This is a genomic window from Mesorhizobium sp. B1-1-7 (assembly GCF_006442705.1).
GTDB lineage: Bacteria > Pseudomonadota > Alphaproteobacteria > Rhizobiales > Rhizobiaceae > Mesorhizobium > Mesorhizobium opportunistum.
This window is the reverse complement of the sequence record NZ_VFWQ01000006.1, coordinates 19,490-46,170: the sequence shown is the minus strand read 5'-3', so window position 1 is coordinate 46,170 and position 26,681 is coordinate 19,490. Positions and strand designations below refer to the sequence as shown.

Genomic DNA, 26,681 nt, shown 5'->3' with positions numbered 1-26,681 from the left:
ATCTGGAGACCATCCATATGAACATCCATGAATATCAGGGCAAGGCGCTGCTGAAGAGCTTTGGCGCGCCGGTGGCCGAAGGGGTGCCGGTGTTCAAGGCCGATGAGGCGGAAGCCGCGGCACAAGCGCTTCCCGGCCCGCTCTATGTGGTGAAGAGCCAGATTCACGCCGGCGGCCGCGGCAAGGGCAAGTTCAAGGAACTTGGCCCCGATGCCAAGGGCGGTGTGCGTTTGGCGAAGTCGGTCGCCGATGTCGTCGCCAACGCCAACGAGATGCTTGGCCACACGCTGGTCACCAAGCAGACCGGGCCTGCCGGCAAGCAGGTCAACCGCCTCTACATCGAGGACGGCGCCGACATCGAGCGCGAACTCTATCTGTCTGTTCTGGTCGACCGGTCGGTCGGCCGCGTCGCCTTCGTCGTCTCGACCGAGGGCGGCATGGACATCGAGGCGGTCGCGCATGATACGCCCGAAAAGATCATCACCGTCGCCATCGATCCGGAAAAGGGTGTGACCGCGGCCGATCTGAAGGCGCTCAACGGCGCGCTCAAGCTTGACGGCGACGCTGCCAACGATGGCAACACGCTGTTCCCGATCCTCTACAAGGCGTTCGTCGAGAAGGATATGAGCCTGCTCGAGGTCAACCCGCTGATCGTCATGAAGAACGGCCGGCTGCGCGTGCTCGACGCAAAGGTGTCGTTCGACAACAACGCGCTGTTCCGCCACCCCGACGTGCTCGAATTGCGCGACACCACCGAAGAGGACGAGAAGGAGATCGAGGCGTCGAAATACGACCTCGCCTACGTCGCGCTCGACGGCAATATCGGCTGCATGGTCAACGGCGCAGGCCTTGCCATGGCAACGATGGACATCATCAAGCTCTATGGCGCCGAGCCCGCCAACTTCCTCGATGTCGGCGGCGGCGCGTCGAAGGAGAAGGTGACGGCGGCGTTCAAGATCATCACCAAGGATCCGGCGGTCAAGGGCATCCTGATCAACATCTTCGGCGGCATCATGAAGTGCGACATCATCGCCGAGGGCGTGATTGCCGCGGTCAAGGAAGTTGGGCTAAAGGTGCCGCTGGTGGTGCGCCTGGAAGGCACCAATGCCGAGCTCGGTAAGAAGATCATCAACGACAGTGGCCTGAATGTCGTCTCGGCCGATGATCTCGACGACGCGGCCAAGAAGATCGTGGCGGCGGTGACGGGCTGAGCCGGTGCCTCCGCGCAAGATAAACCTGGTCGAGGCGGCGGATCAAAAGATCACCAGGGTCTTCGATCCGCATATCGCCGGCGACGTCAATGACAGCCAGGCCAAGGTCGCCAAGTTCGGCGAGGCCTTCGACTGGCACGCGCATGACAATGAGGACGAAGCCTTCCTCGTGCTGCGCGGCCGTATCGCCATCGATTTCCGCGATGGTCCGGTCGAACTCGGCGAGGGCGATTTCATCGTCGTGCCGCGTGGCGTCGAGCACCGGCCGCGCTCGCTGACCGCCGAGCCAGTGGTGCTGATGTTCGAGCCGGCGACGACGCTCAACACCGGCAATGCCAAGAGCGATCTTACCGTCACCGACCTGAAGCGGCTCTGAGCCATGAATGCGTCGCCCTTCTCCTCGCTCTCGGCCGACCACCAGCGCCTGCAGGCGCTGGTCGGCGCGTGGCGCGGCGAGGAAGAGGTGTCGGGCACGCAATGGGCCGATGCCGGCACTGCGACTTCCGAAGTGCTGGCGGAGGCACAGTTCGGCGGCCTGTTCGTGGTGCAGCGCTATCGCCAGCGCCGCGACGGCACGGTTTCGTTCGGCGCGCACAATGTGTTCGGCTTCGACCAGCAAAGCGGCGCGGTGACCATGCACCAGTTCGATTCGATGGGTTTTGTGCCGGCATCGCCGGCCTCGGGCACGTGGGACGGCAGCGAACTGGTTCTGGAACGGTCGTCGCGGCGCGGCGCGGCGCGCGTGACATATATTTTTGACGATGCCGACACCTACCGCATGCGACTGCATTTCAAACCTGCCGGCAGCGATAGCTGGCAAGACATGGTGAGCGGCGTCTACCGGCGCGTCTCGCCTTCCTCGATCAACGGTTTTTAGAAAAGGGCTCAGATGTCCATTCTCGTCGACAAGAACACCAAGGTGCTGGTGCAGGGCCTGACCGGCAAGACCGGCACGTTCCACACCGAACAGGCGCTGGCCTATCACGGCACCAAGATGGTGGGCGGCATTCATCCCAAGAAGGGCGGCGAGACCTGGACCGGCTCGAAGGGCGAGAGCCTGCCGATCTTCGCCACCGTCGCCGAGGGCAAGGCAAAGACCGGCGCCAATGCGTCCGTCGTCTATGTGCCGCCGGCGGGTGCCGCCGAAGCGATCCTGGAAGCGATCGAGGCCGAGATCCCGCTGATCATCTGCATCACCGAAGGCATCCCCGTGATGGATATGATCAAGGTCAAGGCGCGGCTCGACCGCTCGGCCTCGCGGCTGATCGGGCCGAACTGCCCGGGCGTGCTCACCCCCAACGAATGCAAGATCGGCATCATGCCCGGCAACATCTTCCGCAAGGGCTCGGTCGGCGTTGTTTCGCGCTCGGGAACACTTACCTATGAGGCAGTGTTCCAGACCACCAATGTCGGCCTCGGCCAGACCACCGCCGTCGGCATTGGCGGCGACCCCGTCAAGGGCACCGAGTTCATCGACGTGCTCGAGATGTTCCTCGCCGACGACGAGACCAAGTCGATCATCATGATCGGCGAGATCGGCGGTTCGGCCGAGGAAGACGCCGCGCAGTTCCTCAAGGACGAAGCCAAGCGTGGCCGCAAGAAGCCGATGGCCGGCTTCATCGCCGGGCGCACGGCGCCGGCCGGCCGCACCATGGGCCACGCGGGCGCGGTCATCTCCGGCGGCAAGGGCGGCGCGGAAGACAAGATCGCGGCGATGGAATCGGCCGGCATCAAGGTATCGCCTTCGCCGGCACGGCTGGGCACGACGCTGGTCGAGGCGATCAAGGGTTAAGTGAGTAGCGAGTAGTGAATAGCGAATAGGGAAGAACAAAGTAGCGCGCGACCCAGGGAAACCCCTACTCGCTATTCGCTACTCCCTATTTGCTCTGACAAGGAGACGGAGCGCGGCTCCGCTAAGTGACATGGCAAGACAAGATCAGGCCAACGACCAGTTTTCTCTCACCTCATTCCTCTATGGCGGCAACGCCGATTACATCGACGCGCTCTATGCCGCCTATGAGGACGATCCCGCCTCGGTCAATCCCGAATGGCAGGAGTTCTTCGCCGGGCTGAAGGACGATGCCGGCGATGTGCGCAGGAACGCCAAGGGCGCTTCCTGGGCAAAGCCCTCCTGGCCGCTGCAGGCCAATGGCGAACTGGTGTCGGCGCTCGACGGCAATTGGGGCATCGTCGAGAAGACGATCGAAAAGAAGGTCAAGGACAAGGCGGTCACCAACGGCGTGGTCCTGTCCGACGCCGATGTGCACCAGGCGACGCGCGATTCCGTGCGCGCCATCATGATGATCCGCGCCTACCGCATGCGCGGCCATTTGCACGCCAATCTCGACCCGCTCGGCATCGCCAAGCCGCTCGAGGACTACAATGAATTGTCGCCCGAGAATTACGGCTTCACCGAAGCCGACTACGATCGGCCGATCTTCCTCGACAATGTGCTTGGGCTCGAATTCGGCAGCATCCGGCAAATGCTGGAGATCCTGACCCGCACCTATTGCTCGACGCTCGGCGTCGAGTTCATGCACATCTCCGATCCCGAGGAAAAGGCCTGGATCCAGGCTCGTATCGAAGGCGCCGACAAGGAAATCTCCTTCACCGCCACCGGCAAGAAGGCGATCCTTTCGAAGCTGGTGGAGGCGGAAGGCTTCGAGCAGTTCATCGACGTCAAGTACAAGGGCACCAAGCGTTTCGGCCTCGACGGCAGTGAAGCGTTGATCCCGGCGCTGGAACAGATCGTCAAGCGCGGCGGCCAGCTCGGCATGAAGGAGATCGTGCTCGGCATGGCCCATCGCGGCCGGCTGAACGTGCTCAGCCAGGTGATGGCCAAGCCGCACCGCGCCATTTTCCACGAGTTCAAGGGTGGCTCCGCCGCACCCGACGAGGTCGAGGGCTCGGGCGACGTCAAGTACCATCTCGGCGCCTCGTCGGACCGCGAGTTCGACGGCAACAAGGTGCATCTGTCGCTGACCGCCAACCCCTCGCATCTGGAGATCGTCGATCCGGTGGTGATGGGCAAGGCGCGCGCCAAGCAGGACTCTCTGTTCGGTCGCGGCCGCGAGGAGATCGTGCCGCTGGAGGAGCGCGCCAAGGTGCTGCCGCTGCTGCTGCATGGCGACGCCGCCTTCGCCGGCCAGGGCGTGATCGCCGAAATCCTCGGCCTGTCGGGCCTGCGCGGCCACCGCGTCGCCGGCACGCTGCATTTCATCATCAACAACCAGATCGGCTTCACCACCAATCCGCGCTTCTCGCGCTCGTCGCCCTATCCGTCCGACGTCGCCAAGATGATCGAGGCGCCGATCTTCCACGTCAACGGCGACGATCCGGAAGCCGTGGTGCACGCCACCAAGGTGGCGATCGAATTCCGCATGAAGTTCCACAAGCCGGTTGTGGTCGACATGTTCTGCTACCGCCGCTTCGGCCACAATGAGGGCGACGAACCCGCTTTCACCCAGCCGATCATGTACCGCAACATCCGCACCCATAAGACGACGGTGCAGATCTATGGCGAGCGGCTGATCGCCGAGGGCCATATCAGCCAGGCCGAACTCGACCAGATGAAGGCCGACTGGCGCGCGCATCTGGAATCCGAATGGGAAGTCGGCCAGCACTACAAGCCCAACAAGGCCGACTGGCTCGACGGCGCCTGGTCGGGCCTGCGCACGGCCGACAACCAGGACGAACAAAGGCGCGGCAAGACCGCTGTGCCGGTCAAGACGCTGAAGGAGATCGGCAAGAAGCTGACCGAGGTGCCGAAGGGCTTCGAGGCGCACAAGACGATCATCCGCTTCCTCGAAAACCGCCGCGAGGCGATCGAATCGGGCGAAGGCATCGACTGGTCGACGGCCGAGGCGCTGGCCTTCGGCGCCATCCTGCTCGACGGCAACCCGATCCGCCTCTCGGGGCAGGATTCCGAACGCGGCACCTTCTCGCAGCGCCATTCCGTGCTCTACGACCAGCGCGACGAGACCCGCTACATCCCGCTCAACAATCTGTCGGCGGCGCAGGCCGGCTACGAAGTCATCAACTCGATGCTGTCGGAAGAAGCAGTGCTCGGCTTCGAATATGGCTACAGCCTGGCCGAGCCGAAGGCGCTGACGCTGTGGGAAGCGCAGTTCGGCGACTTCGCCAACGGCGCCCAGGTGGTGTTCGACCAGTTCATCTCCTCGGGCGAGCGCAAGTGGCTCAGAATGTCGGGCCTCGTCTGCCTGTTGCCGCACGGCTATGAAGGCCAGGGCCCGGAGCACTCCTCGGCCCGCCTTGAGCGCTTCCTGCAGCTTTGCGCCGAAGACAACATGCAAGTGGCCAATTGCACGACGCCGGCCAACTACTTCCACATCCTGCGCCGGCAGCTGAAGCGGGACTTCCGCAAGCCGCTGATCCTGATGACGCCGAAGTCGCTGCTGCGCCACAAGCGGGCGGTGTCGACGCTGCCGGAAATCTCGGGCGAAAGCTCGTTCCACCGGCTGCTGTGGGACGACGCCCAGCTCTTGCCCAACCAGCCGATCAAGCTCACCAAGGATTCCAAGATCCGCCGCGTCGTGCTGTGCACGGGCAAGGTCTACTACGATCTCTACGAGGAGCGCGAGAAGCGCGGCATCAACGACATCTACCTGCTGCGCGTCGAACAGCTCTATCCATTCCCGGCCAAGGCGCTGATCACCGAATTGTCGCGTTTCCGCAACGCCGAGATGGTGTGGTGCCAGGAGGAGCCCAAGAACATGGGCGCCTGGTCGTTCATCGACCCCTATCTGGAATGGGTGCTGGCACATATCGACGCCAAGCATCAGCGGGTGCGCTACACCGGCCGGCCGGCGTCCGCGTCGCCGGCGACCGGGCTGATGTCCAAGCACCTTGCCCAGCTCGCCGCCCTGCTCGAAGACGCGCTTGGTGAATAGAGAAGATCTGGGCGAACAACAAAACCGAAAGAACGGACAGGCACAATGACTACCGAAATCCGCGTTCCCACTCTCGGCGAATCCGTCACCGAGGCGACCATCGGCAAATGGTTCAAGAAGGTCGGCGATGCCATTGCCGTCGACGAGCCGCTGGTCGAGCTCGAAACCGACAAGGTGACGGTGGAGGTTCCGGCCGCCGCCGCAGGCACGCTGGGCGAGATCACCGCCAAGGAAGGCGAGACGGTCGGCGTCGGCGCCTTGCTGGGGATGATTTCGGCGGGCGGTGCTGGCGCTGCCCCCGCGAACAAGCAGGAGGCCAAGCCCCAAGCGGTAGCGCAGGCGTCGAGCCCCGACGCGGCGCACACCACCAAGCAGGCCGCCGCCGAGACCGCCAGGATCGCCGGCGATGCCGGCCCGGTCGAGCCGCGCACCATGCCGCCCGCGCCGGCCGCCGCCAAACTGATCGCCGAGAACAATCTGTCTGTTGATCAGCTTTCCGGCTCGGGCAAGCGCGGCCAGGTGCTGAAGGGCGACGTGCTCGATGCTATCTCGAAGGGCGCGCCGTCGCAGCCGGCCGAGACGCCGAAGGCGGCACCAGCACCGGTTGCCATGCGTGCGCCATCCTCCGGCGACGACGCCTCGCGCGAAGAGCGCGTGCGGATGACCAAATTGCGCCAGACCATCGCGCGCCGGCTCAAGGAAGCGCAATCGACCGCAGCCATGCTGACCACCTTCAACGAGGTCGACATGTCGGCGGTGATGGCGCTGAGGACCAAGTACAAGGACGTGTTCGAGAAGAAGCACGGCGTGAAGCTCGGTTTCATGGGCTTCTTCACCAAGGCCGTCACCCACGCGCTGAAGGAAATTCCCTCGGTCAACGCCGAGATCGACGGCACCGACATCATCTTCAAGAACTACGCCCATATCGGCGTCGCCGTCGGCACCGAGAAGGGCCTGGTCGTGCCGGTCGTGCGCGATGCAGACCAGATGTCGATCGCCGAGATCGAGAAGGACATCGGCCGGCTGGGCATCGCCGCGCGCGACGGCAAGCTGTCGGTCGCCGACATGCAGGGCGGCACGTTCACCATCTCCAATGGCGGCGTTTACGGATCGCTGATGTCGACGCCGATCCTCAACGCGCCGCAGTCGGGCATTCTGGGCATGCACAAGATCCAGGACCGGCCGGTGGTGGTCGGTGGCCAGATCGTGATCCGGCCGATGATGTATTTGGCGCTGAGCTACGACCACCGCATCGTCGACGGCAAGGAAGCGGTGACCTTCCTGGTGCGAGTCAAGGAAAGCCTGGAGGATCCGGAACGGCTGGTGCTGGATTTGTGATCGGAGCTGATCCGCAATGAGCGGCTGGCCGGATACACTACGCCGATGGTTTCGGCGTGGACGCGTCTGGCTTTTCTACGATCGGCCTCTGGTCGCTTCGCCCGCCGATTGGGACGCCTCCGAGGTCAGCAGCAATCTCGGCGTCTTCGCCCTAAGCGAAGCCGAGATGGCGGAGCGGAAGATCACCGCCACCACAATCGGTGAGCTTGAGCTGCCGACCGGCAAAATCGTCGCCTGCGATCCGCTGATCACCGGACTAGGACGGCCTGCGTTCAGCCGCAAGGTGAAGCCAGGACGCTACCCAGTCATGCTGCTTCAGGCGCAGGGCCGCATTGCCGCGGCAGTCTTGCGATTTGGTACCGGCTTGCCGGTGAGCTGGGAATTGGCCACCTTCGCTCGCGATCGCCCACCGGTTTATGAGTCGGAATTTCTTGAATTTATCGTGGATGACGCTGTCGCGTCGTTCATGGACAAGTCGCTCCTGACGTTGATGACCGACCAGGAAGAACTTGACGACTATCTTGCTGATGTTGCGTGGTCTCTCGACAGGTTTGGCATGGATAGTCCGATGGAAGGAAACCCGCTCAACGTCGCTATGTTCGATACTGGTTTCGGTGACGGCGGGTATAAGTCCTTCTGGGGATTGGACGCCACTGGCGAACCACTGGTCTTGATGACCGATTTCGAGGTGCTGGAGAACGCCGACGGCCGAGAAGGTGATCGGGCTAGCTGATGACAAACGTCGCTTCGCCCATGATCGGATTTATCGCTGGGTCGATAGTTTCTCTCGTAGCGGCTTCCGTTGCTCATGCTGCCTGCCCCATCGAACTCGCCGTCTATGGCGATGCTCAAAGCGGCAGCGAAATAGACTTCACGCCGACCGGCACCTCTGCCACCGTCACCAACACATTCCGCATGATCCTCGACAACAATGTGGTGCTGAACGGAATCGTCATGTGGAACGAAGGCGTGGCGCGGCCGAATGGCGCGCTGATGTACAAATGCCCGGAGGGCGATGTCACCGGTGATGAACTTGCCGCCTGCACGCTTTGGCACGGCGTCATCTACACGTCGGACGACAAGGGCGGCATTGGCCTGCTACCGGCCGAGGGTGTCGAAGCGCCGAAGACGCTCATCCTGCCGGATCTCGGTTCGGCGCTGCGCCAGTCCAAACTGTATGGCGGCGGCGGGTTTTCGAAAGTGCCGTGGGATGTGTTTGCCTTGAAGGGGTGCCAGGAATGAGTGAGGCGCAAAAGGTGCTGCTGGTTACCGGCGGCAGCCGTGGCATCGGCGCCGCGATCTGCCGGCTCGGGTCCAAGGCCGGTTACCGCGTCGCGGTCAATTACGCCACGAACCGGAATGCCGCCGACGCGCTCGTTGCCCAGATCAGGGCCGCCGGCGGAGAAGCGTTTCCGGTCAAGGGCAATGTCGGCGTGGAGTCCGATGTCGTGGCCATGTTCGGTGCCGTCGACCGCGCCTATGGCCGGCTCGATGCCTTCGTCAACAATGCCGGCATCGTCGATCTCAAGGCGCGGGTCGACGAGATGTATGTCGCGCGGCTGGAACGCATGATGCGCGTCAATGTCGTCGGTGCGTTCCTGTGCGCCCGCGAGGCGGTGAAGCGCATGTCGACCCGCTATGGCGGTTCGGGTGGCGCCATCGTCAACATCTCGTCGGCGGCCGCGACTTTGGGCTCGCCCGGCGAATATGTCGACTATGCCGCCTCCAAGGGTGCCGTCGACACGCTCACCATCGGGCTCGCCCGCGAGGTGGCGCTGGAAGGCATTCGTGTCAACGCGGTGCGGCCGGGTATTATCGACACCGAAATCCACGCCTCCGGCGGACAGCCAGACCGGGTGGAACGGTTCCGCGATATGCTGCCGATGAAAAGAGCCGGCACGGCGGATGAAGTCGCGGGCGCGGTCCTCTATCTTCTATCCGACGCCGCGTCCTATACGACGGGCGCGATCCTGAATGTCAGCGGCGGCCGTTGAGCGCCAAGCAAAGGGAAATTAACATGGCTTATGACGTCGTTATCATCGGATCGGGACCGGGCGGCTATGTCTGCGCCATCAAGGCGGCGCAGCTTGGGCTGAAGGTCGCGGTGGTCGAGAAGAACGCGACCTTCGGCGGCACCTGCCTCAACATCGGCTGCATCCCGTCCAAGGCGCTGCTCCATGCCTCCGAAATGTTCGCCGAGGCCGGCCATTCCTTCGATACGCTGGGCGTCGAGATACCGGCGCCGAAGCTCAACCTGAAGAAGATGATGGCGCACAAGGACACGACGGTGACGTCCAACGTCAACGGCGTCGCCTTCCTGTTCAAGAAGAACAAGATCGATTCTTTCCACGGCACCGGCAAGGTGGTCGCGGCCGGCAAGGTCTCGGTGACCGGCGAGGACGGCAAGGTCGAGGAGATCGAGACGGCGAACATCGTCATCGCCACCGGTTCGGACGTCGCCGGCATTCCCGGGGTCAAGGTCGACTTCGACGAAAAGGTCATCGTGTCGTCGACCGGCGCGCTGTCGCTGGCGAAGGTTCCCGACCATCTGGTGGTGGTCGGCGGCGGCGTCATCGGGCTCGAGCTCGGCTCGGTCTGGGCGCGGCTCGGCGCCAAGGTCACCGTGGTCGAGTTCCTCGACACCATCCTGGGCGGCATGGACGGCGAGGTCTCCAAACAGTTCCAGCGCCTGCTCTCCAAGCAAGGCTTCGAGTTCAAGCTCGGCGCCAAGGTCACCGGCGTCGCCAAGGCAAAGAAGGGCGTCAGCGTCACCTTCGAGCCGGTCAAGGGCGGCGCTGCCGAGACGATCGATGCCGACGTGGTGCTGATCGCCACGGGCCGCCGCGCCTATTCCGACACGCTCGGCCTGAAGGAAGCGGGTGTCGAGGCCGACGAGCGCGGCCGGGTCAAGACCGACGGTCATCTCAGGACCAATGTGCCCGGCATCTACGCCATCGGCGACGTCATCGCTGGGCCGATGCTGGCGCACAAGGCCGAGGACGAGGGCGTGGCGGTGGCCGAAACCATTGCCGGGCAGGCCGGCCATGTGAACTACGACGTCATTCCGAGCGTCGTCTACACCAGCCCGGAAATCGCCTCTGTCGGCAAGACCGAGGAAGAGCTGAAGAAGGCCGGCATCGACTACAAGGCCGGCAAATTCCCGTTCACCGCCAACGGCCGTGCGCGTGCGATGCTGCATACCGACGGTTTCGTGAAGATCCTTGCCGACAAGACGAGCGACCGCGTGCTCGGCGTGCATATCGTCGGCTTCGGCGCCGGCGAGATGATCCACGAGGCAGCGGTGCTGATGGAGTTCGGCGGCTCGTCGGAAGACCTCGCCCGCACCTGTCACGCGCATCCGACGATGTCGGAAGCGGTGAAGGAAGCGGCGCTGGCGACATTCTTCAAGCCGATCCACATTTAAAGGCGACCAACGCGCGGAGTAGCTTGGCGTCAAAGTCTCCAACGGCCCAAAACAGAACGGCCCGCCTTTCGGCGGGCCGTTTGTATTCGATTTCGAGCCGATTACTGAGCCGGTGCTGGCGCAGGGGCGGGCGCCGGAGCCGGAGCCGGTGCTGGCGCCGGTGCCGGTGCCGGAGCGGGCGCTGGTTCGGCTGGCTTCATCGGTTCAGCCGGCGCGGGCGCCGGGGCCGGTGTGCTGGCCGCTGGCGGTTCGGCGGGTGCCGGGTGTTCGCCACTTCTTCCGAAAACATAATAAGCGACAATCGCCAGGATAACCACGACCAGCGCAATCAGCCAGGGACTGCCACCGCTGCCGCCACTCGGCCTGGGAGTGTCGTTTGATGGATTCGCCATAAAAGTGTCCTCCGTGGATGAAAATGATCAATCAACAGCCATCAACGCGCAACCGTTGAATGGGTTTCACGCTAGCGGAGCAAACCGCCGGAAACGCGGCGCCTGTGAACCTCCGCTGCCGTCCGACTCAATTGACGGCGGTGACAGTATAGCCGGCTTTGCGGAAATCCTCGACCAGTCGCTCAGGACTGGAAGATGGCGCCTCCCGCCAGCTTGATTTCGAGCACTGGTGCCTCGCCGGACGGCGGCGTTTCGCCACGCAGCGAGCCAAGCCAACGGATGCTATCGTTGGTTGTTAGGGATTGCCGGCATGACGATCACTGCACAGACTTTTCCCGATCCCGAAGGCGATCTTGCCGGCGCTCAGTTCGCCGACCGATACGTGCTGACAACCGATGGTCTTGCCCTGACCGCCATTGGCGCGGCCGAACGCGTCCTGGGGCGGACACCTCTATGGGTCGACCGGCTTACGCGGCTACGCAACCTCGCCGCGAGGCCATTTGGGCTGAAAACGGGGCAGCACCCGACGCACCGCCGGAAACCAGGATCGGCATATTTCCGCTCATCAGCCAGGCACATGGCAGGGTCGTCCTTGGCCTGGACGACCGGCATCTCGATTTCCGCATCCTGGTGGAGGTGAACGACCTCGGCGCGGGCCGGCAGGAGGTGGCGGCGTCGACGATCGTGAAGACGCACAATCTGTTTGGGCGGACGTATCTCGCCATCATCATGCCGTTCCACCGCATGATCGTTCCGGCGATGCTGGCTCAGGTCTTGATCAAATAGGGCTTAAAGCCCCACGGCAGTGACGGTATAGCCAGCTTTGCGGAAATCCTCGACCAGTCCCTGCGGACCGGGGAGATGCAGGGCGCCGACCGCCATGAACGCATTGCCCTTGGCCAGGATCGGCTCGGCGTGGTCGACCATCACCTTGTTGCGGCTGGTGATCATGGTTTCCTCGAAGGCGGCATAGCCTGAGGCGTCGTTCTGCTCTTCCGGCATGGCGGCGCGGAACAGCGGCCAGAACATGCCGGTATCGCCACGCTGGTAGAGCACGATCATGGTTTCGTTGATATCATTGACCTTGTCGCCCAGCTTCAGCGTGTCGACGAGACCCTTCATGTGAAAGGCGAGCGGCAAGGATGCCATGGCGCGCAACTGGCTCTCGGCCGTTTCCAATCCCTCCACCGGCTTGCCGGCAGCCTTGGCGCCTTCGGCCAGCTTGACGTCGAGCACCGGTGCCCCGCCGGACTGGCGGGCGAGTTCGCAAGCCGGAAGCGCCATCATGGCCGACAGCATCCACGGCTTCATCTTGGCGACGGTGGCCGGCGGGATGCCGCGTGCGTCGAGTGCGGCGTTCATGGCGGCCGCTTCGTCCGGCTTCAGCAGGGACGACAGCGTCGTGGAGTCCGTGAACATCATCAGGTCCGGCTCCTTCAGCATCGCCGTCATCATCTTCTGCTTGTCGAGCACGTCGGTGGTTTCGATGATGATGGTGCCGGCGGCGTCAAAAGCCTTCTGCGCGGCCGTCGGCAGCGTGGTGACGCGCGGATCGGTCATGTGCATGGTGCCGAACAGGAAGGATGGTTGTTCGCCCGGTTTCTCGAGCTTCCACAGCAGGCCCTTGCCGTTCGGCGTGGCTGCGGCTTCGGCCTCGATCTTCTGGTAGGCGGCCGGGTCATTCTTCTGCAGGGCCGACACCATGTCGGCGCCGGTGCAAGTCGGGATCTCGGCATGCGCCCTGCCGGCCGCGAACAGCAGGACGGCGAGGAACGACAGGAAAAACAGGATGTTGAGCGCGACGAGCAGTTTCAGCGAGACGTGCGCTGCGCGGTCGGCGATGGCGATGACGCGTTTCATGACACCGTTGGTAAGCGCAAAAAGCGGCAAAACGGTTAACTGGCACTGCAAAATTGAAGGGTTCACGCCCTAGGGTGCGCCGATTCGTAAATTTCCAGCAGCCTCGTCGTGTCGACGCCGGTGTAGATCTGCGTCGTCGACAGGCTGGCGTGGCCGAGCAGTTCCTGGATGGTGCGCAAATCGCCGCCGCGGCCGAGCAGGTGCGTGGCGAAGGAATGGCGCAGCGCGTGCGGCGTCGCGGTGTCCGGCAGGTTGAGCGCCGAGCGCAGCTTGGCCATGTCGCGCTGGATGATGGCCGGGTTGAGCGGGCCGCCGCGCGCACCGCGAAACAACAGCCCCTTCGGGTCGAGATGATGGGGGCAGAGCCGGCGGTATTCGGCAATTGCCCTGAGCGCCACCGGCAGCACCGGCACCAGCCGTGTCTTGCCGCCCTTGCCGGTAACACGCAGCACGGTGTCGGCTTCCGACGCCAGGTCGGCACCGGCGAGGCCAAGTGCTTCGGAAATGCGCAGGCCGGAGCCATAGAGCAGCGTCAGCACGGCGGCGTTGCGGGCGGCGATCCAAGGTTCTTCGGCAAGTTGGCCTTCCACCGACACCACATGTTTGGCATCGCTTGCCGTCAGCGGCTTGGGCAGGGATTTGGGCTGGCGGGGCGCGCGCAAGGCTGCCGCCCCGGCGGCGTTGGCGAGGCCACGCCGTTCGAGGAACCGCAGCAGCGAGCGAATGCCGGCGAGACCACGGCCGAGCGTGCGGGCGCCGGCGCCGGCATTGCGGCGGGCGGCGAGAAAGCCGCGCAGGTCGGCCGGGCGCAGATTGGCAATGTCGGAAATGCCGGGCGATCCGCCGCAATGGCCGGTGAGGAAATGCAGGAACTGGCGGGTGTCGCGCTCATAGGCTTCCACCGTCTCGGGTGACAGCCGACGTTCTCGCGCGAGCATCTTCAGCCAGCCTTCGCGTGCTGCCTGCAGATCGGGTTTTGCCGGGATGAGGAATTCCTGCATGGTGTCGTTCCGGTTCGCTGCCATTTTCGGGCACCCGGGTTAGGAAGCGGTGAAGAGGCCGTCATTGAAATCGCAGCCCTGTGGGGCTAGGAGACAGTCGATCGGTGGCAAATCCAAACCTTGGTGATTGGCTCCTGAACCGCCTTGCGTACTGGTCACCGTAACGGAATGGATCCTCGGGTCTGCGCAGTCGCTTCGCGCCTGCTCCGCCCGTGGATGACGAAAGTAAAGCGCCATGAGCAAGCCGCAAAACCCCGTCCAGATGGCCGTGATCGGCGCCGCCCATGGCATCAAGGGCGAACTCAGGGTGAAGACCTTCACCGGCGAGCCGATGGCGCTGGCCGACTATGGGCCGCTCTATTCCCGGGACGGCCGTGCCTTCCAGATCATCGACATCCGACCCGCCAACACGGTCGTCGTGGTACGTTTCAAGGGTGTCACCGACCGCAATACCGCCGAGGCGCTTGCGGGCACCGAACTGTTCGTCGACCGTTCGATGCTGCCCGACGACGGCGAGGAGGACGAATTCTACCATGCCGACCTGATCGGGCTGGAGGTCCGCGACGATACGGGTGCGGCGCTCGGCAAGGTGGTCGCGGTGCACAATTTCGGCGGCGGCGACATTCTCGATGTGACGCTGGGCGGGCGCAAGGGCGTGCTGATCCCGTTCACGCAGGCCGCCGTGCCGCAGGTGTCGATCGCCGAGGGTTTTGTCCGCATCGACCCGGCTGCGGCCGGGCTTGTCGAGGACGAGGATGGCGAGCCGCCGCGTGAAGAGGATTTCGACCCGAAGGGCCGGCCGCGCGGGCCGCGCGATGCCGGGGGCAACCGGTGACGTTCAAGGCCTCGGTACTGACGCTTTATCCCGAGATGTTCCCGGGCGCGCTCGGCCTGTCGCTGGCCGGGCGGGCGCTCGAGGCCGGCACCTGGTCGCTGGAAGCAATCCAGATCCGCGACTTCGCCACCGACAAGCATCGCACCGTCGACGACACGCCGGCCGGCGGCGGCGCCGGCATGGTGATGCGCGCCGATGTCCTGGCCAGGGCGATCGACCACGCCTCTCCTGAAGGCGATTTGCGTCCGCGCCTGCTGATGAGCCCACGCGGAAAGCCGTTGACGCAGGCGCGCGTGCGCGAACTCGCCGCCGGGCCGGGCGCGGTCATCCTGTGCGGCCGCTTCGAGGGCGTCGACCAGCGAGTGATCGACGCGCGGGAATTGGAGGAAGTCTCGATCGGCGATTTCATCCTCTCTGGCGGCGAGCCGGCAGCACTTGTGCTGCTCGACGCGGTTGTGCGGCTGTTGCCCGGGGTCATGGGCAATGCGGTGTCGGGCGAAGAAGAGAGTTTTGAGAACGGCCTGCTCGAACACCCGCATTACACGCGGCCGCAGGAATTCGAGGGTCGGGAGATCCCCGAAGTGCTGATTTCGGGCAATCACAAGAAGATCGCCGCTTGGCGGCGGGCGGAGTCCGAGAAACTGACGAAAGAACGCCGGCCGGATCTGTTCGGCGATCAGCCTTTGCTGAAATAGTAGAAGGCTAGGAACAGGCCGACCGCGATGACGAAGCCGCGCACCACGTTCTGCGGCACGCGCTTGGCGATCCACACGCCGGCATAGCCGCCGAGCGCCCCGCCGGGGATCATGACAATCGCCTGCGGCCAGGCGACGACGCCGCCCGAGACGAAGACGACGATGGCGACCGCGGCGATGACCACGGCCAGCATGTTCTTCAGCGCGTTCAGCCGGTGGTAGTCGCCGGCCTGAGTCAGGCCGAGCGTCGCCAGCATCATCACGCCCATGCCGGCGCCGAAGAAGCCGCCATAAATGGCGGTGGCGAACTGCGCCAGCGAACCGGCAAGTGAGCCGACGGCCGCCTCATGCCCTGGTTTCGGTGCCGGCTTCAGCCAAGGCCCGGCGGCGAAAAGCGCCGTCGCCGCCAGCAGCAGCCACGGCACCATGGCGCGGAAGGACGGGTTGGACAGCGCCAGGAGGATGAAGGCGCCGGCCAGTGCGCCGGCCGCCGAGATCAGGCATAGCAGCAGGGCGCCGCGCCAGAAATGCTTGATGTCGGTCCAATAGGCGAGCGTCGAAGTGATGTAGCCCGGAAATTGCGTGACCGAGGAGGTCGCGTTGGCGACGATCGGCGGCACGCCGACCAATGTCATGGCGCCGAAGGTGATGAAGGTGCCGCCGCCGGCGACCGCATTGGCGGCGCCTGACAGAAAGCCCGCCAGGAAAAGCAGGGTGGCGTCGAGAACAGACATGGAGTGCCGCCGTGGAAAACTGTGTTATGTCAGGCTTAGAAAGCCCCGGTGACCAGCGCAACCCGGCACGGCCGGTATTACAATGGGGCCATGCCGGCAAAAAAGTCTCTGGCGCGGGCGTGACAAAGTGCTGAAATAGCTGTATGTGCCCGCCCGTACCGGCAAGAAAAATCTGCCGGGCCCGTCAACAATGACGGTGTAGTCGCCCCTGTCCGATGTCTGAAGATGGATGTCTTCTCGACAAAGGACATAGCCGAGCGGTCATTGGAACTGCAAGGCGAGTGTCGGACGCTCTGACTGTCGGAAGAACAAGAAGTGGATTATTGAGATGGATCTCATCCGTCAGCTCGAGGCCGAACAGGCCGCCAAGATCGAAGCCAAGCGCAAGCTTCCCGAGTTCCAGCCCGGCGACACCGTGCGCGTCCAGGTCCGCGTGACCGAAGGCACCCGCACCCGCGTTCAGGCTTATGAGGGCGTCGTCATCGCCCGCGCGGGTTCCGGCTTCCAGGAAAATTTCACCGTCCGCAAGATCTCCTACGGCGAAGGCGTCGAGCGCGTGTTCCCGGTCTACTCGCCGATGGTCGAGGGCGTCGAGATCGTGCGTCGCGGCAAGGTGCGTCGCGCCAAGCTCTATTACCTGCGCGACCGTCGCGGCAAGTCGGCCCGTATTTCGGAAAACACCGGCGTGCGCGCCCGCAAGCTCAACGATGAAGAGCGCGATGCGCTGAACGCCGAGAAGGCCCGCATCGAGGCCGAGAAGGTCGCCGCTGCCCAGGCGCTGGCCGCCGAGACTGCCGCCAAGGAAGCCGCCGAGAAGAAGGCAGCCGCCGAGGCCGAGGCAGCAGCCAAGGCCGCCGCGGAAGCGACCCCGGCCGAATAAGGGTTTCGGAAAGTACATTCGAAAAGGCGGCTTCGGCCGCCTTTTTTCGTTTCACCAGACCGTGAACGCTTTCGGCCCCGGAAATCGGATGCGGGGCGTTGACGGCATATTATCTTGTGTACTAAACAATCGTGCACAAGGTAATTGGAGATTTGATATGGCACTTTATACGACACGGGCTCACGTCACCGGCGGCCGCGCCGGCCATGGCGAGACCAGCGACGGCCTGCTCAAGGTCGATCTGGCAATGCCCAAGGAGCTCGGCGGGCCGGGAGGCGCCACCAATCCCGAACAGCTTTTCGCCGTTGGCTACGCCGCCTGCTTCGAAAGCGCCGTCCGCTTCATCGCGCGCAAGCAGAAGCTGCCGCTCGAGGATGCCGCGATAACCTCTACCGTCAGCCTTCTTCCCAATGGCGAAGGCTTCAAGCTCGGCGTCGCGCTCGCGGTGGAGACGAAAGGCCTTGATCAGGCGGCGGCGGAAGCGCTTGTATCGGAGGCGCATAATGTTTGCCCCTATTCGAACGCCATCAGAGGCAACATCGACGTAGCGCTTTCGGTAAAGGCGGCATGACGGGAAAGACCACAAGGAGCGCGAGCGACGTCCCGGCGGAGGCAGTCGGGACGTTTCCCGTGCCGCGGCTCGACCAGCAGCTCTGCTTCGCGCTCTATTCGGCGAGCGGGCTGATGACCAAGGTGTATCGGCCGCTGCTCGAGCCGCTTGGTCTGACCTATCCGCAATATCTGGTGATGCTGGCGCTGTGGGAGCGCACGCCAAGCACGGTTGGTGAGCTAGGCGTGGCGCTGGGCCTGGATTCCGCCACGCTGACGCCGCTGATCAAGCGGATGGAAGCAGGCGGTCTCGTCACTCGCCGGCGCGATGCCGCGGACGAGCGCCGCGTGCTGGTGGAACCGACGGCCAAGGGCCAGGCGCTGCGCGCGCGCATGAAGGACGTGTCCACCGCATTGGCTTGCGCCGTGCCGCTGGAGCCGGGCGACGTGAAAGCCTTGCACGCGACGCTCACCCGCCTCGTTTCAAGCATGCGCAGCGCCATCGCCGATGACCGGCCGGCGGACGCGGAAGCGTTGACCCCTGCCGCGGTGTAACCGATCACCCCCGAAATTCCCGGCCCGAAATTCATCGATTGAGGGCATCGGAATCCCTTTTCGCCTGCACTGACGCAGCGGACCGTCTTGCGTGGCGCTTGCGGCAAGCTAAAGTCGGCGCGGATTTTCCTGCAAGCCCGGCCGACGACCGGGCGCTTTCAATTTTCGGGAGTGTGTCATGACCAAATCGAAACTGCTGCTGGCCGGCCTGCTTGCCCTCATCCTGACGCCCGTTGCCGCCCTCGCGCAGGCGCTGCCTGATCTCGGCGGCAAGAAGGTAGTGGTGGTGACCGAGAACGCCTATCCGCCGCTGCAATTCATCGATGCCAAGACCGGCAAGCAGATCGGCTGGGAATATGACGCGATGGACGAAATCGCCAAGCGGCTCAATTTCAAGGTCGAATACCAGAACACCTCCTGGGATGCGATGATCCAGGCGGTTTCCGACAACCAGTACAACATCGGCATGACCGGCATCACCATCAAGGACGACCGCAAGGCGAAGGTCGATTTCTCCGACCCCTATATGCGCTCGGAACAGTTCATGCTGGTGCGTGGCGATGAAAGCCGCTTCACCGATGCCAAGACCTTCGGCGCCTTCAAGGACGGGTTGATCGGCGCGCAGGCCGGCACCACGCCCTTCTACACCGCCGTCTACAGCGTGCTCGATGGCAATGAGCAGAACCCGCGCATCAAACTGTTCGAGACCTTCGGCGCCACGGTGCAGGCGTTGAAGTCCGGCGACGTCGACGTGGTGCTGACCGACGGCACCGCCGGCAAGGGCTATGTCGATGCTTCCGAGGGCAAGCTGAAGCTGATCGGCGGCCCGCTCGGCACCGAGGATTTCGGCTTCATCTTCCCGAAGGGGTCCGACCTGGTGAAGCCGGTCAACGCGGCGATCGCGGCGCTGAAGGCGGATGGCACGTTCGATGCGCTAAACAAGAAGTGGTTCCTTGACTACAAGATGGGGCAGTGATTTCCCGCTGACTTTGCGCTTGAACGCCCCCCTCTGCCCTGCCGGGCATCTCCCCCTCAAGGAGGGAGATCGGATGTCTTTTCCGATTTCGCTAATCAGCAATGTTGTAAGAAGAGTACCGCCGACGAGGCTGCCAATCTCCCCCCTTGAGGGGGAGATGTCCGGCAGGACAGAGGGGGGCGCCTTGGCACCTGACCTTCGCGATATCTGCCTTGTCAGCATTGCCTGATGGCACCTCTGTCCTCCTCCAAGCCCGACTTCCCCTGGTGGCTTGCGGTTGCCGCCGTCCTGGCCCTGGCGGCCGCCTTGTTCATCGCCACCAGCAACCTTTATGCCCAGGTCTTCGCCACGGTCGCCAAGGGCATCGGCGTCACCGTCTTCGTCACCGTGGTCGCCTTCGCGCTGGCGTCCGCCATTGGTCTCGGTATTGCGCTGATGGGATTGTCGGGCTCGCGCTGGCTACGCCAGATCGCCCGCTTCTACGTCGAGATCATCCGTGGCGTGCCGATCCTGGTGCTTTTGTTCTGGATCGCCTTCGCCGGCGCGCCGGCCTTCGTCGCGGCCTGGAACGCGCTGACCGCGCCGCTGCAGAATGCCGGCCTGTTCGGCGAGCTTCTGGTGCGCGACGTGTCGCTTTTGTGGCGCGCAGTCATGGCGCTGACCATCGGCTACTCGGCTTTTATCTCGGAGGTTTTCCGCGCCGGTATCCAGGCTGTCGAAAAAGGCCAGATCGAGGCGGCGAAGGCGCTCGGGCTGAGCCGCGCGCAACGCTTCCGGCTGATCGTGTTCCCGCAGGCAATCCGCACCATCCTGCCGCCGCTGGGCAATGATTTCGTCGCCCTGGTCAAGGATTCCTCACTGGTCTCGGTGCTCGGCGTCGCCGATATCACCCAGATGGGCAAGGTCTATGCCGCCGGCTCCTTTCGCTTCTTCGAGACCTATTCGATAACAGCCTACATCTATCTCATCCTGACCGTCGGCCTGTCGCTGGCGCTGAGGGCGCTGGAGCGGCGGCTGCGTCGCCAGCACGACGAATAGTTTTTGGACAAGGACGGCGTTAGGATCATCCCGACATATCTGGTTGGGAGGTTTCATGATCGTCGACAAGGCCAATGCCGCGCTGGATTCCGTCTACGGCGCCGACACGCCGGAAGCGCTTGAAGAGGCCTACGCCGCATGGGCCGCGACCTATGACAGCGAAACCGCCTCGCTCGGTTATTTGCTCCCGTTCCTGATCACCGCCTGGGTGGCGCGGCATGTGCCAGCGGGTGAAGGCCCGCTGCTCGACGCCGGCTGCGGCACGGGCTTGTCGGGGCCGTCGTTGAAGGCGCTGGGCTACGGCGACATTGCCGGGCTCGATCTCTCGGACGATATGCTGAAGATCGCCGGCAGCCGCAACGCCTATGGCGAGCTGAAGCAGGCGATGCTTGGCGGGCCGTTGCCATGGCCGGACGGGTATTTCCGCGCCTTCTTCTCGACTGGCGTCTTCACCATCAGCCACGCGCCGGCCTCGGGCCTGCACGAGCTGGTGCGTATCACCAGAAAGGGCGGCCACGCCATCTTCACCGTGCGCGACCAGGTGTTCGAAAACGGCGGTTTTCAGGCGGCGTTCGATGAGCTGGAGCGGACAAGGAAATGGCGGCCGGTCGAGCAAAGCCCGTGGTTTCGCTGTTACGCGATCGCTGAGCCGGATGCGCTGGTGAAGACGTTTGTGTTCGAGGTGCTGTGAGCTGCGAGTTCTCCGACCATGGCTCCCTTCCTCTCCCTCCGGAGGGGGGAGAGGTGGCGCTGCGAAGCGGCGACGGAGTGGGGGAAGCCGCTCGTCAGTCGCACCGCCGCAAGATAGGCACACGCTGGCGAGCGAGAACTGGAGCAAGCGGCAATCGGTCGAAAGCAGGTCGACCCCCACTCCGTCGAGCTGGGCTCGCCACCTCTCCCCCGATCGAGGGGGGAGAGGAAAGGCGCGAGTTTGCCAAATTTGGCGCCCGTCCTCTCCCTGAACGTGTGGAAGCGAGTGCGAGAAACCCAGGTTCGCGCCGCGCCACGCCGCAATTGCCGAAAAGCCAAAACATTGATATGAGCCACGCCATGGAAGAGCTTTTTGGCGATCCGGCCTACAAGGGGTTCGTGCTGCAGGACAGAAAACGCCTGCCGTCGCGCTTTTCCGCGCGCGTCAGCGGCGCGCTGACCAGCCGACTTAGCTAGGCCGACCTGTCCAGGTCGTTGCGCCGGACCCGACCTGCCGGCATCTGCTCTCCCCAATTCTCATATCGACGGATTTACGCACATGAGCGCACCGCGCACCCTCTACGACAAGATATTCGACGACCACGTCGTCGACCGCCAGGACGACGGCACCTGCCTGCTCTACATCGATCGCCACCTCGTCCATGAAGTGACGAGCCCGCAGGCCTTCGAAGGCCTGCGCCTGAGCGGCAGGAAAGTCCGGCATCCGGAAAAGACGCTGGCCGTGGTCGATCACAATGTCTCGACCTCGCCCGAGCGCAAGTTCGGCATCAAGAACGAGGAAAGCCGCATCCAGGTCGAGGCGCTGGCCAAGAACGCCAGGGATTTCGGCGTCGAATATTATTCCGAGAACGATATCCGCCAGGGCATCGTCCACATCATCGGTCCCGAGCAGGGCTTTACCTTGCCCGGCATGACCATCGTCTGCGGCGACAGCCACACCTCGACCCACGGTGCTTTCGGCGCATTGGCACACGGCATCGGCACCTCAGAGGTCGAGCATGTGCTGGCGACGCAGACGCTGATCCAGCGCAAGGCCAAGAACATGCTGGTGCGTGTTGACGGCGTGCTGCCGGAAGGCGTCACCGCCAAGGACATCATCCTGGCCATCATCGGCGAGATCGGCACCGCCGGCGGCACCGGCTATGTCATCGAATACGCCGGCGAGGCGATCCGCTCGCTGTCGATGGAAGGCCGCATGACGATCTGCAACATGTCGATCGAGGGCGGCGCGCGCGCCGGCCTGATCGCCGCCGACGAGACGACCTTCGCCTATGTCAAGGACAAGCCGCGCGCGCCGAAGGGCGCTGCCTGGGATGCAGCACTCGAATACTGGAAGACGCTGCAGTCGGACGAAGGGGCGCATTTCGACAAGGTGATCGTGCTCGACGCGGCCAAGCTGCCGCCGATCGTCTCCTGGGGTTCGTCGCCCGAGGATGTCGTCTCGGTGCAAGGCATCGTGCCGAACCCGGCCGACATCACCGATGAGAACAAGCGCACCTCCAAGCAGCGCGCGCTCGACTATATGGGCCTGACGCCGGGGACGAAGATCACCGACATCGCGCTCGACCGCGTCTTCATCGGCTCCTGCACCAATGGCCGTATCGAGGATCTGCGCGCCGTCGCCAAGGTGGTCGAAGGCAAGACGGTCAGCGCACATGTCGATGCGATGATCGTGCCGGGCTCCGGCCTGGTCAAGGAACAGGCGGAAGCGGAAGGTCTCGACAAGATCTTCCTCGCCGCCGGCTTCGACTGGCGCGAGCCGGGCTGCTCGATGTGCTTGGCCATGAACGACGACCGGCTGAAGCCGCATGAGCGCTGCGCCTCGACTTCGAACCGCAATTTCGAGGGCCGGCAGGGTTTCAAGGGCCGCACCCATCTGGTGTCGCCGGCGATGGCGGCGGCGGCGGCGATCGCCGGCCACTTCGTCGACATCCGCGACTGGAAATAATCCCAACTTCAACAGAACCTGAGCCGCGCGGGCTCGGGTTCAGGGTTTTCCGTCGCGGCGGACGAGCTCGTGGAACTCCTCCCGGCGTCCCGGCTGGTCGGAAGCGACCACAAGCGCCAACTGCTGCTCTTCGAAAAGCCTGAACCATTCGTCCCATTCGACGAGTTCATAGCCTCCGGCATTGATCGGCCGTTCCGGCTGGTCTTGATCCTGGTAGGCATGCTGGCCAAAGACCAGCCTCAACATGGGCTGTGTTCCCGCTTCGGGCGATATATCGACGATCGCGGGAAAACCGGCTCGTCCGGCAGCCCACGAGCGGATTGCTTCGTGGTCGGTCAGTGTAATCATGTCGGCCATGGGCTGCTCCCGATTGTGACCTCAGAACGCTGGCCGCGGGTTGGGGTTCCCTGACAATATGTCGAGACTTGGCCCGGCTTAACCGCTTGTTTGGGCTTGCGCTCTAAGGTCTTCCCCGACGTCAGCGAGGGGAAGTCACCGTCCTTTGGACACCGGTCTGTTGATAGCGCTGCTCAATCCGACGATCGCGCTGGCACTCGGCGCGGCCTTCCTCGTGCTATGGGCCCATCAGCGCCATCGTCCCTATCTGGCCGTGCTGGCGATAAGTTACTGCGTCTCGGCGCCGGGCTTTCTGTTCCAGTATTTCACCTTGCCCATCGGCATCGCGCTGACCAAGCTGGTGTCCAACATCTGCTTCGCCATTGCCGGCTGCTGCCTGTCCAGCGCCATTGTCGCCCGCTACGGCCGCAAGGTGCCTTATGTCGGGATCGGCGTGCTGGCGCTTGGCGGACTGGTGTCCTTCTGTTGGTTCCTGTTCGTGGTGCCGGATCTCACCTGGCGTATCCTGGCGATGAATTTCGCCTTCGGCGGCATCAGTCTCTTGGTCGCCGCCGAACTCAGACCGGTGCGTAATAACGGCCCGACGGAAAAAATCCTGTTCGTGCTGTCGCTGCTGTCGGGCGTCAACTTCTTCGTGCGCACTCTCGTCGTGGTCATCGCGCACGGCCCGTTTGCCAGCTATGACGGGTTCTATGGTTCGTCCTACTGGACGACGGCGCTGCTGTCGCACGCGCTTTTGTCGCTGCTGATCGCGCTCTGCCTGTTCACCGCCGCCGCACTCGACGTGATGAAGGCGCTGAAGACCGAAACGTTTACCGATCCGCTGTCGGGCCTGCTCAACCGCCGTGGTTTCGAGGAGCGCGCCGCGAGGCTGCTGGAGACTTGCGCCAGGGCAAAATTCCCGGTGGCCCTGGTGCTGGCCGACCTCGACCACTTCAAGGCGCTCAACGATGTGCATGGCCATGCGGCGGGCGACCGCGTGATCGCCGACTTCGCCGCCAAGCTTCAGGCGGCGGCCGGGACGCGGGGTGCCGCGGGGCGCATCGGCGGCGAGGAGTTCGCGGTGCTCCTGCCGCTCAGCGATCTCGCATCGGCGCGATTGTTCGCCGAGGCCGTGCGCACGCTTTATTCGGCCGGCAGCGTCGACGGGCTTCCTCCGGGCACCAAGGTCACCGCCAGTTTCGGCGTGGCGGCGCGCAGCGGCGGCGAGGCGCTGGAGCCCCTGATGCGCCGCGCCGACGAGGCGCTCTACAAGGCCAAGAAGAACGGCCGCGACAGTGTGCGCCTGTCTTACGAGCGACCGGAAACGGTGTTCGTGGCGGAGCCGCTCAAGGCGAGCTGATCCGGCGCGCCCGGCCTCGCGTTAACGTCTTTTTCGCCCGTCGATGCTTAGGTGGGGCTCGGGGTTTGAAAGAAGATGAGCGGCGCCAACTTCATCCTGTTGATCAACCTGTCGGTTGCCGGCTTACTGGCGGCTGCCTTCATGGCGGTCGCGTTGCATGATGCCGGCCGCGCGCCGGCGCGCTGGTTTGCCTTCGGCTACCTGCTGGGCATGGTCTATTCGGCCATCGAATTCAGCATTCCCGCCTTCACCGATGCGCGGCTCCCGGTGGTCGCCGCCTTCGCGGTTTTCCTTGCCGCCACCATCGCCTTCAATGGCGGGCTGGCCCGCAAATACGGCGTGGCGCCGCCATGGTCGCCGATGCTGTTCTTCCTTTTCGCCACCACCGTCGCCGTCTATTTCGTCCAGGACCTGCCGCGCCAGTCGCTGGCCCGCATGATGGCCTACCAGCTTCCCTATGCCATCATGCAGTTCGTCGGGCTGGCCATCGTCTGGTCGTCAAGGCAAAGGCGTGGCCGGCTCGATCTCATATTGATGGCGGTGCTCGCGGCCAGTGGCCTGCAGTTCGCCTCCAAGCCGTTCATCGCCCATGCGCTGGGCGGCTGGGGCGCCAATCCGCAGGCCTACCTGCAAAGCAACTACGCGTTGGTGTCGCAGTCGCTCGGCACCGTCTTCGCGCTGGCGCTGGCACTGCTGACGCTGGCCATACTGGCTCGCGATGTGCTGGTCGAAGTGATCTCGAAGTCGGAGGTGGATACGCTGTCGGGGTTGTTCAATCGCGGTGGCTTCACGCGCCAGGCCGAGCTGGCGGTGCTCGGCGCCGTGCGGCAAGGCGTGCCGGTCGCCTTGGTGATTGCCGATCTCGATCATTTCAAGAGCATAAACGACGGTTTCGGCCATGCGTCCGGCGACCGGGTGATCGAGACCTTCGCCGGCCTCCTTCGAGAGGCCGCCGCCGGCCACCACGCCGCGGGCCGGATCGGTGGCGAGGAGTTCGCCATCATCCTGACGGGAACCAACCTTGCCGGCGCCCGGCTGTTCGCCGAGGGCACGCGCAGCGCGTTCGGCACGCTGCCCATCGACGGGCTGCCGGCCGACAATCGCTGTACGGCGAGCTTCGGGGTTGCCGAACTACATCCGGGCGAAACCGTTGCCGATCTCATGCGGCGTGCCGACGAGGCGCTCTATCTGGCGAAGAATGCCGGTCGCGACTGCGTACGTGTCTCAGCCGGACCCGGAGGCGAGTGGCCGGCTAACGCAATCGTCGTGAGTTCCAGATCAGGATGACGTTTGGTTGGACCGTGATCCTGATCCAACTCTTTCTTGGAGCATGATCTCTTCCGAAAACCGGTTCCCACTTTTCGGGATCATGCTCTAGCGGCAGGGGCTGAGTTCGGGCATCTCGCCTTCGGAAAGCCCGTACATGTAACTGCGACCCTTGACGAAGACCGGCGGCCGGTAGCAATCGCCGTCGCCCGATATCTCATCGGCTTCGTCCTGGTAGATCACCTTGGGCTGGCCGGCGCTGGTGTAGTCGGACAGTTGCTTGGCGAGCTTGCCTTCGCCGACGATGATGCGTTTGTAGCCGGCGGCGCTGTCGATGACGAGATTGCCGAAGGAATCGGCGTAGACGCGATCCTGGTGGCGAGCCCCCGCAAGTGCGGGTGTCGCCAGGCCGGCGACCGAGGCCGCCACGATGAGCGCCGCGAGGCGCGAGCTGCCAGAGTTGGAACGCATGGCGTCCTCCTGATGGTTAAAGGCCAAAGCGCGTCGCGACGCGCCTTAATCCTTGTTTGGATGCATGCCATTGTCCCAAAACCGCTGACGCGTTTTTGGGCGACATGCATTGGCTCCTCGAATCAGAAATTAACCTTTTCTTAACCTTTGTTAAGAGGCCGGCGCGTTTGCCGGCGATGTCTCGCCAA

The 26,681-nt window shown here is 64.0% G+C and carries 27 protein-coding genes; 22 read left to right on the top strand and 5 right to left on the bottom strand.

Features of this window, described 5'->3' with window-relative positions:
• Positions 1–17 precede the first annotated feature (17 nt).
• From sucC to FJ978_RS11305, 11 genes are all read left to right on the top strand, one after another.
• Positions 18–1,211: an ADP-forming succinate--CoA ligase subunit beta gene (gene sucC / locus FJ978_RS11360; RefSeq protein ID WP_140572194.1), complete on the top strand. Its 1,194-nt coding sequence runs from the start codon at positions 18–20 to the stop codon at positions 1,209–1,211.
• Between the two features lie 4 nt (positions 1,212–1,215).
• Positions 1,216–1,587, top strand: a complete 372-nt coding sequence (locus FJ978_RS11355) for a cupin domain-containing protein (protein ID WP_013892252.1) — start codon at positions 1,216–1,218, stop codon at positions 1,585–1,587.
• 3 nt (positions 1,588–1,590) lie between these two features.
• On the top strand, positions 1,591–2,088 hold the full coding sequence (locus FJ978_RS11350) for a DUF1579 family protein (protein ID WP_140572193.1): 498 nt from the start codon (positions 1,591–1,593) through the stop codon (positions 2,086–2,088).
• A gap of 12 nt (positions 2,089–2,100) precedes the next feature.
• Positions 2,101–3,003, top strand: coding sequence for a succinate--CoA ligase subunit alpha (gene sucD / locus FJ978_RS11345; protein WP_013892254.1), 903 nt, complete (start codon positions 2,101–2,103; stop codon positions 3,001–3,003).
• 130 nt (positions 3,004–3,133) lie between these two features.
• On the top strand, positions 3,134–6,121 hold the full coding sequence (locus FJ978_RS11340) for a 2-oxoglutarate dehydrogenase E1 component (RefSeq protein ID WP_013892255.1): 2,988 nt from the start codon (positions 3,134–3,136) through the stop codon (positions 6,119–6,121).
• Between the two features lie 45 nt (positions 6,122–6,166).
• On the top strand, positions 6,167–7,459 hold the full coding sequence (gene odhB, locus FJ978_RS11335; protein WP_140572192.1) for a 2-oxoglutarate dehydrogenase complex dihydrolipoyllysine-residue succinyltransferase: 1,293 nt from the start codon (positions 6,167–6,169) through the stop codon (positions 7,457–7,459).
• Between the two features lie 16 nt (positions 7,460–7,475).
• Positions 7,476–8,192, top strand: coding sequence for a DUF4241 domain-containing protein (locus FJ978_RS11330; protein ID WP_140572191.1), 717 nt, complete (start codon positions 7,476–7,478; stop codon positions 8,190–8,192).
• Positions 8,192–8,701, top strand: coding sequence for a hypothetical protein (locus FJ978_RS11325; protein WP_140572190.1), 510 nt, complete (start codon positions 8,192–8,194; stop codon positions 8,699–8,701). The genes FJ978_RS11330 and FJ978_RS11325 overlap by 1 nt, the downstream gene beginning before the upstream one ends.
• Positions 8,698–9,453, top strand: coding sequence for an SDR family oxidoreductase (locus FJ978_RS11320; protein ID WP_013892259.1), 756 nt, complete (start codon positions 8,698–8,700; stop codon positions 9,451–9,453). The genes FJ978_RS11325 and FJ978_RS11320 overlap by 4 nt, the downstream gene beginning before the upstream one ends.
• Before the next feature lie 23 nt (positions 9,454–9,476).
• The gene (gene lpdA, locus FJ978_RS11315; protein WP_140572189.1) at positions 9,477–10,883 is read left to right on the top strand and encodes a dihydrolipoyl dehydrogenase; all 1,407 of its coding nucleotides are present in this window, start codon (positions 9,477–9,479) and stop codon (positions 10,881–10,883) included.
• Positions 10,884–11,728: 845 nt separating this feature from the next.
• Complete coding sequence (locus tag FJ978_RS11305) at positions 11,729–12,061, top strand: DUF2867 domain-containing protein (protein ID WP_348640306.1); 333 nt, start codon at positions 11,729–11,731, stop codon at positions 12,059–12,061.
• A gap of 3 nt (positions 12,062–12,064) precedes the next feature.
• Here the strand turns inward: FJ978_RS11305 and FJ978_RS11300 are convergent, their stop codons facing one another.
• Together FJ978_RS11300 and FJ978_RS11295 are read right to left on the bottom strand one after the other, a co-directional pair.
• Positions 12,065–13,135, bottom strand: a complete 1,071-nt coding sequence (locus FJ978_RS11300; RefSeq protein WP_140572187.1) for a TraB/GumN family protein — start codon at positions 13,133–13,135, stop codon at positions 12,065–12,067.
• A gap of 62 nt (positions 13,136–13,197) precedes the next feature.
• Positions 13,198–14,136 (bottom strand): tyrosine recombinase XerC, encoded by a 939-nt coding sequence (locus FJ978_RS11295; protein WP_013892263.1) that lies wholly within the window; start codon positions 14,134–14,136, stop codon positions 13,198–13,200.
• Positions 14,137–14,371: 235 nt separating this feature from the next.
• On the opposite strand from FJ978_RS11295, the gene rimM reads away from it, so the two are divergent.
• On the top strand, positions 14,372–14,971 hold the full coding sequence (gene rimM, locus FJ978_RS11290; protein WP_013892264.1) for a ribosome maturation factor RimM: 600 nt from the start codon (positions 14,372–14,374) through the stop codon (positions 14,969–14,971).
• Complete coding sequence (trmD, locus tag FJ978_RS11285) at positions 14,968–15,666, top strand: tRNA (guanosine(37)-N1)-methyltransferase TrmD (protein WP_140572186.1); 699 nt, start codon at positions 14,968–14,970, stop codon at positions 15,664–15,666. The genes rimM and trmD overlap by 4 nt, the downstream gene beginning before the upstream one ends.
• On the opposite strand, the gene FJ978_RS11280 is transcribed toward trmD, so the two are convergent.
• Positions 15,648–16,400 carry a sulfite exporter TauE/SafE family protein gene (locus FJ978_RS11280; RefSeq protein ID WP_013892266.1) on the bottom strand — a complete coding sequence of 251 codons (753 nt, stop codon included), beginning with the start codon at positions 16,398–16,400 and terminating at the stop codon, positions 15,648–15,650. The genes trmD and FJ978_RS11280 overlap by 19 nt on opposite strands.
• 328 nt (positions 16,401–16,728) lie before the next feature.
• Here FJ978_RS11280 and rplS point away from each other — a divergent pair, with 328 nt between their 5' ends.
• The 7 genes from rplS to leuC all read left to right on the top strand — a co-directional run bounded on the left by rplS (position 16,729) and on the right by leuC (position 23,057).
• On the top strand, positions 16,729–17,280 hold the full coding sequence (gene rplS, locus FJ978_RS11270; protein WP_013892267.1) for a 50S ribosomal protein L19: 552 nt from the start codon (positions 16,729–16,731) through the stop codon (positions 17,278–17,280).
• A 157-nt stretch (positions 17,281–17,437) separates the two neighbouring features.
• Positions 17,438–17,851 carry an organic hydroperoxide resistance protein gene (locus tag FJ978_RS11265; protein ID WP_140572185.1) on the top strand — a complete coding sequence of 138 codons (414 nt, stop codon included), beginning with the start codon at positions 17,438–17,440 and terminating at the stop codon, positions 17,849–17,851.
• A complete protein-coding gene (locus tag FJ978_RS11260; RefSeq protein WP_140572184.1) occupies positions 17,848–18,384 on the top strand; it encodes a MarR family winged helix-turn-helix transcriptional regulator in 537 nt (178 codons plus the stop codon). The genes FJ978_RS11265 and FJ978_RS11260 overlap by 4 nt, the downstream gene beginning before the upstream one ends.
• A 178-nt stretch (positions 18,385–18,562) precedes the next feature.
• Positions 18,563–19,360 (top strand): transporter substrate-binding domain-containing protein, encoded by a 798-nt coding sequence (locus tag FJ978_RS11255; RefSeq protein ID WP_140572183.1) that lies wholly within the window; start codon positions 18,563–18,565, stop codon positions 19,358–19,360.
• 228 nt (positions 19,361–19,588) lie between these two features.
• Positions 19,589–20,398 (top strand): amino acid ABC transporter permease, encoded by an 810-nt coding sequence (locus FJ978_RS11245; protein ID WP_140572182.1) that lies wholly within the window; start codon positions 19,589–19,591, stop codon positions 20,396–20,398.
• Positions 20,399–20,453: 55 nt separating this feature from the next.
• Positions 20,454–21,089: a class I SAM-dependent methyltransferase gene (locus FJ978_RS11240; protein ID WP_013892272.1), complete on the top strand. Its 636-nt coding sequence runs from the start codon at positions 20,454–20,456 to the stop codon at positions 21,087–21,089.
• Positions 21,090–21,647: 558 nt separating this feature from the next.
• Positions 21,648–23,057: a 3-isopropylmalate dehydratase large subunit gene (gene leuC / locus FJ978_RS11230; protein ID WP_013892274.1), complete on the top strand. Its 1,410-nt coding sequence runs from the start codon at positions 21,648–21,650 to the stop codon at positions 23,055–23,057.
• Positions 23,058–23,096: 39 nt separating this feature from the next.
• Here leuC and FJ978_RS11225 read toward each other — a convergent pair whose 3' ends face one another.
• Positions 23,097–23,414, bottom strand: a complete 318-nt coding sequence (locus tag FJ978_RS11225) for a hypothetical protein (protein WP_013892275.1) — start codon at positions 23,412–23,414, stop codon at positions 23,097–23,099.
• Positions 23,415–23,559: 145 nt separating this feature from the next.
• Between FJ978_RS11225 and FJ978_RS11220 the strand changes: the two genes are divergently transcribed.
• Positions 23,560–24,756 (top strand): GGDEF domain-containing protein, encoded by a 1,197-nt coding sequence (locus FJ978_RS11220; RefSeq protein WP_140572181.1) that lies wholly within the window; start codon positions 23,560–23,562, stop codon positions 24,754–24,756.
• 75 nt (positions 24,757–24,831) lie between these two features.
• On the top strand, positions 24,832–26,043 hold the full coding sequence (locus FJ978_RS11215; RefSeq protein ID WP_140572180.1) for a GGDEF domain-containing protein: 1,212 nt from the start codon (positions 24,832–24,834) through the stop codon (positions 26,041–26,043).
• Between the two features lie 87 nt (positions 26,044–26,130).
• Here FJ978_RS11215 and FJ978_RS11210 read toward each other — a convergent pair whose 3' ends face one another.
• Complete coding sequence (locus FJ978_RS11210) at positions 26,131–26,493, bottom strand: hypothetical protein (protein ID WP_013892278.1); 363 nt, start codon at positions 26,491–26,493, stop codon at positions 26,131–26,133.
• Positions 26,494–26,681: the final 188 nt, after the last annotated feature.

Excerpts from the sequence above, each read along its gene's own strand:
- FJ978_RS11320 (WP_013892259.1), top strand. The coding sequence starts at position 8,698 with ATGAGTGAGGCGCAAAAGGTGCTGCTGGTTACCGGCGGCAGCCGTGGC.
- FJ978_RS11300 (WP_140572187.1), bottom strand. The coding sequence starts at position 13,135 with ATGAAACGCGTCATCGCCATCGCCGACCGCGCAGCGCACGTCTCGCTG.
- odhB (WP_140572192.1), top strand. The coding sequence starts at position 6,167 with ATGACTACCGAAATCCGCGTTCCCACTCTCGGCGAATCCGTCACCGAG.
- sucD (WP_013892254.1), top strand. The coding sequence starts at position 2,101 with ATGTCCATTCTCGTCGACAAGAACACCAAGGTGCTGGTGCAGGGCCTG.
- rplS (WP_013892267.1), top strand. The coding sequence starts at position 16,729 with ATGGATCTCATCCGTCAGCTCGAGGCCGAACAGGCCGCCAAGATCGAA.
- FJ978_RS11295 (WP_013892263.1), bottom strand. The coding sequence starts at position 14,136 with ATGCAGGAATTCCTCATCCCGGCAAAACCCGATCTGCAGGCAGCACGC.
- lpdA (WP_140572189.1), top strand. The coding sequence starts at position 9,477 with ATGGCTTATGACGTCGTTATCATCGGATCGGGACCGGGCGGCTATGTC.
- FJ978_RS11210 (WP_013892278.1), bottom strand. The coding sequence starts at position 26,493 with ATGCGTTCCAACTCTGGCAGCTCGCGCCTCGCGGCGCTCATCGTGGCG.
- FJ978_RS11305 (WP_348640306.1), top strand. The coding sequence starts at position 11,729 with ATGGGTCGACCGGCTTACGCGGCTACGCAACCTCGCCGCGAGGCCATT.
- FJ978_RS11350 (WP_140572193.1), top strand. The coding sequence starts at position 1,591 with ATGAATGCGTCGCCCTTCTCCTCGCTCTCGGCCGACCACCAGCGCCTG.
- FJ978_RS11245 (WP_140572182.1), top strand. The coding sequence starts at position 19,589 with ATGGCACCTCTGTCCTCCTCCAAGCCCGACTTCCCCTGGTGGCTTGCG.
- sucC (WP_140572194.1), top strand. The coding sequence starts at position 18 with ATGAACATCCATGAATATCAGGGCAAGGCGCTGCTGAAGAGCTTTGGC.
- FJ978_RS11225 (WP_013892275.1), bottom strand. The coding sequence starts at position 23,414 with ATGGCCGACATGATTACACTGACCGACCACGAAGCAATCCGCTCGTGG.
- leuC (WP_013892274.1), top strand. The coding sequence starts at position 21,648 with ATGAGCGCACCGCGCACCCTCTACGACAAGATATTCGACGACCACGTC.
- FJ978_RS11325 (WP_140572190.1), top strand. The coding sequence starts at position 8,192 with ATGACAAACGTCGCTTCGCCCATGATCGGATTTATCGCTGGGTCGATA.
- FJ978_RS11255 (WP_140572183.1), top strand. The coding sequence starts at position 18,563 with ATGACCAAATCGAAACTGCTGCTGGCCGGCCTGCTTGCCCTCATCCTG.
- FJ978_RS11260 (WP_140572184.1), top strand. The coding sequence starts at position 17,848 with ATGACGGGAAAGACCACAAGGAGCGCGAGCGACGTCCCGGCGGAGGCA.
- FJ978_RS11240 (WP_013892272.1), top strand. The coding sequence starts at position 20,454 with ATGATCGTCGACAAGGCCAATGCCGCGCTGGATTCCGTCTACGGCGCC.
- FJ978_RS11330 (WP_140572191.1), top strand. The coding sequence starts at position 7,476 with ATGAGCGGCTGGCCGGATACACTACGCCGATGGTTTCGGCGTGGACGC.
- FJ978_RS11280 (WP_013892266.1), bottom strand. The coding sequence starts at position 16,400 with ATGTCTGTTCTCGACGCCACCCTGCTTTTCCTGGCGGGCTTTCTGTCA.
- rimM (WP_013892264.1), top strand. The coding sequence starts at position 14,372 with ATGAGCAAGCCGCAAAACCCCGTCCAGATGGCCGTGATCGGCGCCGCC.
- FJ978_RS11265 (WP_140572185.1), top strand. The coding sequence starts at position 17,438 with ATGGCACTTTATACGACACGGGCTCACGTCACCGGCGGCCGCGCCGGC.
- FJ978_RS11215 (WP_140572180.1), top strand. The coding sequence starts at position 24,832 with ATGAGCGGCGCCAACTTCATCCTGTTGATCAACCTGTCGGTTGCCGGC.
- FJ978_RS11340 (WP_013892255.1), top strand. The coding sequence starts at position 3,134 with ATGGCAAGACAAGATCAGGCCAACGACCAGTTTTCTCTCACCTCATTC.